We start from the raw sequence: 12,257 nt of genomic DNA on the forward strand, positions 1-12,257 counted from the left end.
GCAACAGCCAGAACAGGTGGAAGCGGGAAGAAAACAGGCGCATTCGGCTAACTTGGTGAGCGCGATCGCGCAACAAAATTACCCTAAAATTGGGCAACTTCTCTATAACGATTTAGAGAAGGTGGTGTTCCCGGCTTATCCGCAAGTAGAAGCTTTGAAAGCCGCGTTTCAGGAAGAAAATGAAGTTTTGGGGGCCATGATGTCAGGAAGTGGTCCCACCGTCTTTGCCTTATGTTCTCCTAATGCCGTTGCAGACAATATTGTCAAGGCAGTGAAGTCAAAATTGAAGGATGCCACCCTCGAATTTTGGATTACCGAGTTAACCGGTCACGGCATACAAATTAAGTAAAATCTGCTTGCTGAATTGCACAAGCTGAGAGATTTTTCTGGCTCTCAATTCCACCGAAATAATGACATATTTTGTAACAAAGTTTACAGAAATTAGCACGTTTTTAATAATTAAACGCAATCAATTTTAAGATAGAAACAAAGGAAAGAAATGATCCGCCTCCAGAGCAATTAAACCTGTCTCACTCCCAAATGAACCGCAACTTAAGCCCATCTCAGTAATTCCCCAAAGGTAGGTTGCACCAAGCCGTTGTTTTGCTCTAGTGGCGGGAGATCAAAGAAAAGGATGCTTCTGGTTGACAGGAGCGATCGTAAAACGTTGATCGAAACTAGCATGAGTCTCAGAACTGAACAGGAGGAGAACATGAAAAACTATGATTATGTCATTTTAGGCGCTGGCTTAGGCGGATTATCCGCAGCAGCTTGTCTCACCCGCCAAGGCTATCAGGTCGCTGTGTTAGAGCAACATTACCTTCCTGGGGGATGTTGTCATACCTTTGATTATGGGGAGTATCGCTTCTGTGCCGATGTTCACTATATCTATCAATGTGGCGAAGGGCAAACGGTCCAACAATTTCTTAACTATATCAATCGTCACGTTTCCTTTAATTCTCTTGATTCAGATTGCATTGATCGCGTGATTACACCGGAAGTTGATTTTCGGATTCCTTTGAATTGGGAAAAATTCCGCGATCGACTCATCGCTCATTTTCCTGAAGAAGCCCGGGGAATCAATCTTTACTGTGATGAAATTAAACAACTACATCAAGATATACAACGATTAAATAACGAAGGGCTGCAGTGGTTTAATCTCGACTGGTCTGATTGGCTATCGTTACCGAAATATTGGCATTTATTCACCAGACGGAACTGGACATTACAAAACCTTTATGACCGTATTGGACTATCCCCGAAACTCCAAGCCTTATTAGCCGGTCAAAGTGGAGACTATGGTTTACCCCCCTCAAAAATTGCCCTTCTTACTCATGCCTCGTTGGTTTTTGACTATGCAGAAGGAGCCTACTATCCTCAGCATCACTTCAAAGATTTAGTCGATACCATTGTCTCTGCCATTACTGAGGGCGGGGGAATTGTACAGTATTCCACCGCTGTACAGCATATCGAAGTGGAAAATCATCAGGTGAAAAGTATCACCGCCGGGGAAGAAACCTATCAAGCTGATATTGCCTATATTAGCGACCTCGACCCCAAATTAACCGTGGAACTGATGCATGATCCTAAGGCGATTAGCCGACAAGAATATCAGCGCCTGACTGGCTATGAATACTCCGCAAGTGCATTTAATATTTATCTGGGTTTGGATAGTCGATTTGATCCGCATCGCTATGGAATTGGCAACTGGAATATTTGGTATTATCCGAATAGCGATCTCAACCAAGCCTATCAACAGCAACTGCAAGGCAATTTAGAACACCCTTGGCTCTTTCTATCCTGTCCAACTTTGAAATCCCGCGAACCGGGTATGGCACCAGACAGTCATCATGTTTTAGAAATTGCTACCGTTTGTCCCTACAAACCCTTTCAAGAACTTCACGCAACCGATTTAAAAGCTTACAAAGCCAAAAAACGAGAAACGTATAAAGAAGTCATGGCTAGCGTCAGGGACTTGGTGCCTGATATTGATCAATATATTCGCATGAAAGTCTTTGGGACACCGACGACCAGCGAATACTATCTTGGACAACCTCAAGGTAATATGTACGGTGCTAATCTGATTCCGCAACAGATTGGTTTAAATCGTCTCGGGTATAAGACTGAATTGCCTAATCTTTTCCTGGTAGGAGCGAGTGCTGGCTATCCTAGTGTGCCAGGCGTCATTAACAATGGTATGGATGTCGTGGAATTACTCACAGGAGAATCGGTTCGGCAGCAACAACCTGAACTGGTAACTAGCAGTTCCTAGGTTGCAGATTACACCTTCTTCAACAGAAGGCGCCTGCTGCGACCGTTGGTCAGCGGTACACTGGACTTTGAGTCCGGTGCGGGGTTCACAAGCGCTGGAACTTGGTTCCGGCGACGACCCCTTGCCTGTGCTGACCGCCCAGCCGCGGTCAAGAAAACCATTATACCTTTGGGGGTGAGTGCGATGCGTGCGATGACTTTAGAAAAAGTGGGTCAACCCTTACGGGAGGCTGAACTCGCTGTGCCTAAACCGGAACCGAAACAAGTTCTACTCAAGGTCCAAGTTTGTGGTGTCTGTCGCACGGATTTGCATATTGTCGATGGGGAACTGCCTGACCCCAAGCTGCCTCTGATCTTGGGTCATCAGATTGTGGGGACAGTGGTCGAAACGGGTCGGGAAGCGAGTCAATTTTCGGTCGGAATGCGGGTGGGTGTCCCATGGCTGGGTCAGACCTGCGGCTGCTGTCGTTATTGTCTGGCGGGACGAGAAAACTTGTGCGATCGCGCCTTATTTACCGGTTACGATCTCAATGGCGGTTATGCTGAATATGCGGTCGCTGATGAACAATTTTGCTTTGCTATCCCCAAAGGATTTCCTAATTTACAAGCTGCCCCTTTACTCTGTGCGGGACTAATTGGCTATCGTTCTTATCGCATGACAGAAGAGGCCCAAAAAATTGGCTTTTACGGCTTTGGTGCCGCTGCCCATATCTTGATTCAGGTTGCGAACTATCAGCAACGCCAAGTTTATGCCTTTACTCGCCCCGGAGACACCAAAGGACAAGCGTTTGCTCGTGAGTTGGGTGCCGTTTGGGCAGGGGGATCAGATGAAACGCCACCAGACCTCTTAGATGCGGCGATCATTTTTGCGCCAGTGGGTCAACTGGTTCCTGCCGCTCTCAAAGCATTAACAAAAGGAGGAATTGTGGTTTGTGCTGGCATTCATATGAGTGATATTCCCAGTTTTCCTTATCGGATTTTGTGGGAAGAACGGGTTGTCCGTTCCGTTGCCAATCTCACCCGACAAGATGGGGAAGAATTTTTGGCGTTAGCCCCGCTCATCCCCATTCGCACCAAAGTAACCGCCTTTCCTTTAGCTGCCGCCAATGAAGCCCTTCATGCCTTACAAGTGGGTGAAATTAACGGTGCAGCGGTTTTAGTCATGCCCGATGAAAAAGATTAAGCGGTAGTCTCTGTAGTCAATTCAATTGCGTTTCAGGGCGAACACCGTCCGCCCCAACTGATCCTTATAAATGGACGTTACATCGCCGCTGCTAAATCAACCAGACGATTGCTATATCCCCACTCATTGTCGTAATAAGCGAGAATTTTCACAAAATTCCCATCCATCACTTTAGTTGAACTGAGATCAACAATCGAGGAATGGGGATCTTGGACACAATCGGAAGAAACTAAGGGCCATTCGCTGGTTGCCAAAATGTCTTTCATTTCTCCTTCCGCGTACTTGTTGAACGCGGCATTGATATCCTCAGCAGCAACGGCTGTTCCCAGCACCGCGTTGAGATCGACGACTGATCCCGTTGGTGTGGGCACTCGCAAAGCAATGCCATCCAGTTTCCCTTTGAGTTGCGGTAAGACAAGCCCCACTGCTACTGCTGCCCCGGTACTGGTGGGAACAATATTTTGAGCAGCCGTGCGTCCTCGCGTCCAGCTATTATGAGCCATATCGACCACCCGTTGATCGGCCGTGTAAGCGTGAACCGTAGTCATCCAACCTTTTTCGATACCAAATTCTTTGTCTAAAATGGAAGCAATGGGAGCTAGGCAATTGGTCGTGCAAGAAGCCGCAGAAATAACGCGATCGCGCTCAGGATCAATCGTCTCATCATTTACGCCATGAACCACTGTCGGTACATCTCCCCCTTTTGCCGGGGCACTAATAATCACCCGTTTTGCACCCGCACTGACATGAAGACCAGCCTTCTCGGCACTACGGAAAACGCCAGTTGATTCAATCACGACATCAATGCCCATATCTTTCCAAGGCAAAGCAGCAGGGTCTTTTTCTGCCAAAATCGGAATATTTTTGTCATCAATCACTAAGCCTTGCTCATTGCAGCCAACCTTACCGGGATAACGACGATAAACCGAATCATATTTCAACATATACGCCGCTTGATCACTGGCAATTGCAATATCATTAATTGCGACCACCTCTACATTTGGGTAAGGGTGCGCAATGCGCATAAACGCCCGTCCAATTCTGCCAAAGCCATTAATTGCAACTCGTACCATGGTATACCATCCTCCAGCTCATGGGTATTTTCGCTCAATTTTGCTTAGTCAGTATATACCCCACTTTGAAGACAAACTGTCGCCAATAAAGCCAAATTATGCCCGTCAGTCTTGAAATCAGGTCCTCTAACACGCATCAATCGGCTTTAGGAAAGTTTTAAAACTGATCCCGCTTTTCTCTCAGAAAAATAAAAATAAGTGATTTTTATTACGCTATAAAACTAATCTGACTGTGTTAATTAAATTACGCAACAATTAAAAAAAGATGACTGCTAACCCAAAATTGATTATGCAACGCCCAATTTATCTTGACTGTCACGCCACAACACCGGTTGATCCGCAAGTGTTAGAGGCGATGCTGCCCTATTTCACCGAGCATTTTGGCAATCCCGCTAGTGTTTCTCATGCTTATGGTTGGGCAGCAGAAGCAGGGGTCAAACAAGCCAGAGAAACCATTGCTGCCGGGATTCAGGCATCACCCGAGGAAATTATTTTTACCAGTGGCGCAACAGAAGCGAATAATTTAGCGATTAAAGGGGTTGCCGAAGCTTATTTCAGTCAAGGGCAACATATTATTACCGTTGCCACAGAACATCGTGCCGTGCTTGATCCATGTCAGTATTTAGAAAGCTTGGGGTTTGAGGTGACCTTCCTCCCCGTGAGAGAAGATGGACTGATTGACTTAGCCACATTAAAGCAAACGATTCGCGAAGATACGATTTTGGTTTCCGTGATGGCTGCGAACAACGAAATAGGTGTTTTACAACCCTTAGCAGAAATTGGTCAAATTTGTCGGGAAAAAGAAGTCCTGTTTCATACCGATGCCGCACAGGCAATTGGTAAAATTCCTCTAGATGTGGAAGCAATGAACATCGATTTAATGTCCTTAACGGCCCATAAAGTCTACGGTCCAAAAGGAATTGGGGCACTCTATGTCCGTCGTCGCCAGCCGAAAGTCCGTTTAGCCTCACAAATGCAAGGGGGCGGACAAGAACGGAATTTCCGTTCTGGAACGCTCTATCCGCCGCAGATTGTTGGCTTTGGTAAAGCAGTGGAACTGGGTTTAGCGACAATGGAAGCCGAAGGAGAACGACAAGCCAAATTGCGCGATCGCGCTTGGCAAGAATTATCGCAACTGGAAGGAGTTTATCTTAACGGTCATCCCACTCAACGCCTCCCCGGAAACTTGAACATTAGCGTCGCCGGAGTCGATGGAACGGCGCTTATTTTAGGCTTACAGCCAGTGATGGCCGTTTCTTCCGGTTCCGCCTGTTCTTCCCAATCCACTGCCCCTTCCCATGTCATCACTGCCCTCGGCAGGAATCAATCTCTTGCTAACGCTTCAATTCGGTTTGGTCTGGGGCGTTTTACCACCCGTGAAGACATGGATCGCGCGATCGCGCATACCATTAGTACGATTGAATCTTTACGGAATGCAAAGGCGTAACTTTCAGCTTGATCAACAAACTTCAGTTGCAGTCTCTTAAAAGCAATGGCTTAAGTTAACATCAAAACATTAGGTCACAATGGTCGAACAAGCAGTAAATCAAAGCAGAATTTGATGTTATCGGTCCCAGAGGCAGAAAACCTAATTTTAGAGCAAGTAAACCCCCTCACGGCAGCAGAACCGGTGAGTTTAGACGCAGTAGCTGGGAGAATTCTGGCGACTCCAATTCGGAGTGCGTTGGACTATCCTCATGAGGATAATTCAGCAATGGATGGATATGCAGCGCGATCGCGCGATCTCTCCCAAGCGAGTCCTGACCAACCCGTTACTCTCGATATTGTCGAAGAAATCCCGGCTGGGGTTCCGCCGCGTCACGAGTTGCAAAGCGGAGAAGCCGCGCGGATTTTTACTGGCGGTATTTTACCGTTGGGTGCCGATACCATTGTCATGCAAGAAGATACGCAACAGCAAGGCAAGCAAGTACAAATCTTTTCTGCAGCAACACCAGGACAGTTTGTTCGCCAAAAAGGAAGTTTCTATCAAGCACAACAGCCCTTATTACCCTCAGGAATTCCCATTGGCGCGCCAGAAATTGCTATTTTAGCAGCCATGCAATGTCAAGAAATAGCGGTGTATTGTCCCCCGCGAGTGAGTCTTTTTTCCACAGGCAATGAGTTAATTACTCCAGAAGAAAAATTACAGCGAGGACAGTTGGTGGACTCTAATCAATCTGCTTTAAAGGAGTTGGTGAAAGTGCAAGGGACTGTTCCGATTCCATTGGGCATTATTCGGGATGATCCAGAGTTAATCAAAAGCGCGATCGCGCAAGCCATTGCTGCTTCTGATTTAGTCATTTCTACCGGCGGCGTTTCTGTTGGTGACTATGATTATATTGAGCAAATTTTAACGGAATTAGGGGGAACCATTCACATTAATTCGGTTGCGATTAAACCGGGAAAACCATTAACGTTTGCCACTTTCCCCAACTGTTATTACTTTGGGTTACCGGGAAATCCGGTTTCAGCACTGGTAACATTCTGGCGATTTGTCGCTCCGGCAATTAAAAAACTGAGTGGACAAACGAATCATTTAACGCCGACTTTTGTCAAGGCAAAAACACAACAAGAACTCCGAGCCAATGGCAAACGAGAAACTTATTTATGGGGACAAGTTGAAGCCATTGCAGGAGACTATCAATTTCAAGTTGCAGGGGGAAGTTATAGTTCTGGAAACTTAATTAATCTTGCTCAAACCAATGCTTTAGCCGTTCTTCCCATCGGAACAAAATTGATTTCCGCACAAGAAATAGTAGAAGTCATGTTAATTTCCTAGTTTGATCAATGACCAATGACCAATGACTAATGACTAATGACTAATGACTAATGACTAATGACTAATGACCAATGACTAACGACTCATAACTAATGACTAATTTAATTCTATTTTGGCATCGCCGTGACCTCCGCCTTGATGATAATCTTGGACTTCATCAAGCCCAAAAACATTCTCAAAACGTTGTTGGTATTTTTTGTTTTGATCCACAACTGTTACAGTCTAAGCAAGTTGCCCCAGCCCGCATTAAATATCTTCTCGGCTGTTTAAAAGAATTGCAAACTCGCTATCAAAAAGCAGGAAGTGAATTACTAATTTTACACGCTGATCCAGTAACCGCAATTCCTGAATTAGCAACCACTTTAAATGCAACGGCTGTCTTCTGGAATAATGATGTTGAGCCTTACGGGAGAAAGCGCGATCGCGCAGTACAATCAGCACTAGAGACAAAAGGTATTTCGGTTCAAACCTTTTGGGACCAACTCCTCCACGCCCCCGGCGAGATTCTTACCCAAGGCGAAGATCCCTATAGAGTTTATACCCCCTTCTGGAAAAATTGGCAAAAACAAGCCAAAGCCGAACCTGTTGGTCAAATTCGACAATTAACTGGCTTAACTGACTCAAAACAGGCAAAAACAGCAACTGTAGAGGTAATTGCCCTGCCAACCCTCAGAAATTTAGGCTTTACTTGGGATAATGAACTTCCCCTTCCGCCTGGAGAAACGTCTGCCAGAGAAAGATTGGAACAGTTTTGTGATCGCGCCATCTTAGATTACGATCAAAATCGTAATTATCCCGCAATTGAAGGCACATCAATGCTTAGTGCTGCTCTGAAATTTGGCGCGATCGGTATTCGAGAAGTGTGGCAAGCCACAGAAACAATCTGGGAAGATGCTCGTAGCGATGAAGCCAGAGAGAATATTAATGCTTGGCGACAGGAACTCGCCTGGCGAGAATTTTACCAACACGCCCTTTATTTTTTTCCCGAACTAGCAGACGGACCTTATCGCAACCAATTTAAGAACTTCCCCTGGGATAATAACCCTGAACATTTCCAAGCGTGGTGTGAGGGGAAAACCGGCTATCCGATTGTGGATGCCGCGATGCGCCAACTCAATACAACCGGCTGGATGCACAATCGCTGTCGGATGATTGTTGCCAGCTTCCTCACCAAAGATTTAATCATTAATTGGCAATGGGGAGAACAATATTTTATGCAAACCCTCTTTGATGGCGACTTAGCTGCGAATAACGGCGGCTGGCAATGGAGTGCCTCCAGTGGTATGGATCCCAAACCCTTACGCATTTTTAACCCTGCTTCCCAAGCGCAAAAATTTGATCCGGATGGGGAATATATTCGCTATTGGCTACCGGAATTAAATTCCCTTGAAACAGGAGATTTACTCACCGGAAAGATTACTCCAATTGAACGGGAAAGTTTGGGGTATTCTCAACCAATTGTCGATCACAAACAAAAACAACGAACCTTCAAACAGCTTTATCAGCAACAAAAAGAACAGTGATTTTTGAGAGTCTTGAAGTCGTTGAGGAGTTGATCGCAAAAGCTAAGACCAACCAAGGCTTACAGGTCTTTGCTCCCACTTTTAAGAAAGTTTATCACACCGGTCAGAAAGTGACAAAGGAGTTTAAGAAAATGATGGAGATCGTAATTTAACGATTATTTAAATCAATAAAATTATACGGTTGTACCCCAGTGGTGATAATTCTGGAGCTTATTTAATCTTTATTCCTAAGACTCTTTTTAGAATTTTGTAACATTTGACCCGTTTACGCTGGTTACCGTTTAGATTAAAAGTATCAATCCTATCAATTATTTAACTGAGAAGGAAAGGAAGTTTTTGAGGGGTTGTTCCCTGAAATATATTTCAGAAGATTTCTGGATCGTCTTATTAATCAGTATGTGATCCAGAAAGTTTCTTGCTATCTGGGGACAATCAACGAAAAAGTTCTGCATATCATATTATTACTGAAAATGAATAACAATATTACAACTACCAGTGGCAAATGTCCGGTGATGCACGGCGCGATTACGAAAAATAGCATCTCCAATACTGAATGGTGGCCCAAGGCACTCAACCTCGATATCCTGCATCAGCACGATCACAAGACCAATCCGATGAGAGCGGACTTCAACTATCGGGAAGAGGTCAAGAAACTTGATTATGATGCGCTCAAGAAAGACCTGCACGCACTAATGACGGACAGCCAGGGCTGGTGGCCAGCAGACTGGGGCCACTATGGCGGGCTAATGATCCGCATGACTTGGCACGCAGCAGGGACCTACCGGATCGCTGATGGTCGTGGCGGTGCGGGGACAGGTAATCAGCGTTTTGCGCCCATCAACTCCTGGCCGGATAACACCAACCTGGACAAGGCGCGCCGTTTGCTTTGGCCCATCAAACAGAAATACGGCAACAAGCTCAGTTGGGCCGATTTAATTGCCTACGCGGGTACTATTGCCTATGAATCCCTGGGTCTAAAGACCTTCGGTTTTGCCTTTGGACGGGAAGATATCTGGCATCCCGAAAAGGATATTTACTGGGGTTCGGAGAAGGAATGGCTTGCCCCCAGCGACAATCCCCATAGCCGCTATTACGGCGAGCGGGATCTCGAAAATCCGCTGGCTGCCGTGATGATGGGTCTGATCTATGTCAACCCCGAAGGCGTGGACGGCAATCCCGACCCACTCAAGACGGCGCATGATGTGCGTGTCACCTTTGCCCGGATGGCCATGAATGACGAAGAAACCGTCGCCCTGACCGCTGGTGGTCACACGGTGGGTAAATGCCACGGTAACGGCGATGCTGCCTTGCTTGGCGCAGAACCCGAAGCCGCCGCTCTCGAAGAGCAGGGCTTGGGCTGGAACAATAAGACCAGCCGCGGTGTTGGTCGTAACACCGTGACCAGCGGCATTGAAGGTGCCTGGACGACCTATCCCACCCGATGGGACAACGGCTATTTCCAACTGCTCCTCAATTACGATTGGGAATTAAAGAAAAGTCCTGCCGATGCCTGGCAGTGGGAACCGATCAACATCAAGGAAGAAGACAAGCCCGTTGATGTCGAAGACCCCACGATCCGCCATAACCCAATCATGACTGATGCTGACATGGCGATGAAGATGGACCCTGAATACCGGAAGATCTCCGAGCGCTTCTACCATGACCCCGAGTACTTTGCTGAAGTCTTTGCGCGGGCCTGGTTCAAACTGACCCACCGGGATATGGGGCCAAAGACTCGTTACATCGGCCCGGATGTGCCGCAAGAAGACCTACTCTGGCAGGATCCGATTCCCGCCGGGAATACTAATTATGATGTTCAAGCGGTGAAGGAGAGAATTGCTGCCAGCGGTCTGAGCATCAGCGACATGGTATGTACTGCCTGGGATAGCGCCAGAACCTTCCGGGGGTCGGATAAGCGTGGAGGGGCAAACGGAGCACGGATTCGCTTAGCTCCGCAGAAAGATTGGGACGGCAACGAACCAGCACGTCTGGGCAAAGTGCTAGCCGTACTCGAAGGCATCGCAGCAGATACCAGTGCTAGCGTCGCGGATGTCATCGTCCTCGCGGGTAATGTCGGTATTGAGCAGGCGGCTAAAGCGGCTGGCTTTGACATTACCGTTTCCTTTTCCCCTGGTCGTGGCGATGCAACGGACGAAATGACCGATCCCGAATCCTTTGCCGTGCTGGAACCGGTCCATGATGGCTACCGGAACTGGCTCAAGAAAGACTACGCCGTCAGCCCTGAAGAGCTAATGCTTGATCGCACGCAACTGATGGGGTTGACGGCTCCTGAAATGACGGTGCTGCTTGGCGGGATGCGTGTTTTAGGGACTAACTATGGTGGCAGCAAGCACGGTGTGTTCACTGAGCAAGAAGGGATATTGACCAACGACTTCTTCGTGAATCTGACGGACATGAATTATACATGGAAGCCTGCTGGTAATAACCTGTATGAAATCCGCGATCGCGAGACCGATCAAGTCAAGTGGACGGCGACACGAGTCGATCTTGTCTTCGGCTCCAACTCCATCCTGCGTTCCTATGCTGAAGTCTATGCGCAGGATGACAACAAAGAAAAGTTTGTGCAGGACTTCGTGGCAGCATGGACAAAGGTGATGAATGCTGACCGCTTTGATCTGGCCTAACTCTTAATACGAATCCCCGCGCTGCTTATCATCACAGTGTAGGGACATGTATGTAGCTGTGACCAGACTGAGGCTTAAAAGTTGCCACAGAAGCTGAAAAATTAGGATTTTCTAAGACGCGATCGCGCGTTAGCCATCAACTGACCCCTGAACTGGCTGCGACGATTGCCGAAGTAGAGTGCGTGATCTTTGTGGATGCAGGGATTAATTCGGATCCGGTTCAATTCCAAGCGATTCAACCGGAAGAGGCAACCGAAACGCAGATGGGGCATTTTTGCGATGCGCGATGTTCCCTATGGGAACCGGCAAAGCCATCGCCCGAAGGGCTCTGCGATCGGCAATCGCTGCTTGCCCTGAGTTCTTTACGAACCGGACTGGACGGTTCATCAGGCATGAAGTGGGAATCATCGAGCAATTGCTCGCGATCGCGCGAGTTGCCCCGGTCGATTCCTGTTTTTGGTGGCTGTTTATCTTACCGGCTTATGTCAAAGCCACTGATGATTGTAGGCTTGTCCAGCAACCCGAGTTTCAAAACGCAATCCGTCTCATTTTAGACCTTTATCTCACCGCCCGCTTTGAAATGTTGCCCACCATGCTCGTACCTGACGGCTCATTTACTATTGATCGACGGATGGGGGTTTATGGACATCCCTTAGATATTCAAGCTTTATCTTAATGTGACGAGAAGACCCCCACTATAGCGTCAGATTAGTGGGGGATGAATCGTCACCAAACAAATAAAAGTCCGACAGGACATCCTTCGACAGGCTCAGGAACACCTTA

10 protein-coding genes are annotated in these 12,257 nt (G+C 47.2%); 9 read left to right on the top strand and 1 reads right to left on the bottom strand.

Annotated features, from left to right (window positions below; genetic code table 11):
* From GVY04_12905 to GVY04_12915, 3 genes are all read left to right on the top strand, one after another.
* On the top strand, positions 1-349 hold a 349-nt coding region (locus GVY04_12905), incomplete at its 5' end, for a 4-(cytidine 5'-diphospho)-2-C-methyl-D-erythritol kinase (protein NBD16999.1).
* 363 nt (positions 350-712) lie between these two features.
* Positions 713-2,272 (top strand): NAD(P)-binding protein, encoded by a 1,560-nt coding sequence (locus tag GVY04_12910; protein ID NBD17000.1) that lies wholly within the window; start codon positions 713-715, stop codon positions 2,270-2,272.
* 183 nt (positions 2,273-2,455) lie between these two features.
* A complete protein-coding gene (locus GVY04_12915) occupies positions 2,456-3,454 on the top strand; it encodes a zinc-binding alcohol dehydrogenase family protein (protein NBD17001.1) in 999 nt (332 codons plus the stop codon).
* 77 nt (positions 3,455-3,531) lie between these two features.
* On the opposite strand, the gene gap is transcribed toward GVY04_12915, so the two are convergent.
* Entirely contained in the window at positions 3,532-4,527 is a 996-nt protein-coding gene (gene gap, locus GVY04_12920) for a type I glyceraldehyde-3-phosphate dehydrogenase (protein ID NBD17002.1), read from the bottom strand.
* A gap of 286 nt (positions 4,528-4,813) precedes the next feature.
* Here gap and GVY04_12925 point away from each other — a divergent pair, with 286 nt between their 5' ends.
* The 6 genes from GVY04_12925 to GVY04_12950 all read left to right on the top strand — a co-directional run bounded on the left by GVY04_12925 (position 4,814) and on the right by GVY04_12950 (position 12,150).
* Entirely contained in the window at positions 4,814-5,974 is a 1,161-nt protein-coding gene (locus tag GVY04_12925; GenBank protein ID NBD17003.1) for an IscS subfamily cysteine desulfurase, read from the top strand.
* Positions 5,975-6,088: 114 nt separating this feature from the next.
* Positions 6,089-7,306, top strand: coding sequence for a molybdopterin molybdenumtransferase MoeA (locus GVY04_12930; protein NBD17004.1), 1,218 nt, complete (start codon positions 6,089-6,091; stop codon positions 7,304-7,306).
* A gap of 92 nt (positions 7,307-7,398) precedes the next feature.
* Complete coding sequence (locus tag GVY04_12935; protein NBD17005.1) at positions 7,399-8,829, top strand: deoxyribodipyrimidine photolyase; 1,431 nt, start codon at positions 7,399-7,401, stop codon at positions 8,827-8,829.
* On the top strand, positions 8,826-8,981 hold the full coding sequence (locus GVY04_12940) for a hypothetical protein (GenBank protein ID NBD17006.1): 156 nt from the start codon (positions 8,826-8,828) through the stop codon (positions 8,979-8,981). The genes GVY04_12935 and GVY04_12940 overlap by 4 nt, the downstream gene beginning before the upstream one ends.
* A gap of 330 nt (positions 8,982-9,311) precedes the next feature.
* On the top strand, positions 9,312-11,474 hold the full coding sequence (katG, locus tag GVY04_12945; protein ID NBD17007.1) for a catalase/peroxidase HPI: 2,163 nt from the start codon (positions 9,312-9,314) through the stop codon (positions 11,472-11,474).
* 286 nt (positions 11,475-11,760) lie between these two features.
* Positions 11,761-12,150 carry a hypothetical protein gene (locus GVY04_12950; GenBank protein ID NBD17008.1) on the top strand — a complete coding sequence of 130 codons (390 nt, stop codon included), beginning with the start codon at positions 11,761-11,763 and terminating at the stop codon, positions 12,148-12,150.
* The last annotated feature ends 107 nt before the right edge of the window (positions 12,151-12,257 follow it).

The sequence above is a fragment of the Cyanobacteria bacterium GSL.Bin1 genome (genome assembly GCA_009909085.1).
Lineage (GTDB): Bacteria > Cyanobacteriota > Cyanobacteriia > Cyanobacteriales > Rubidibacteraceae > Halothece.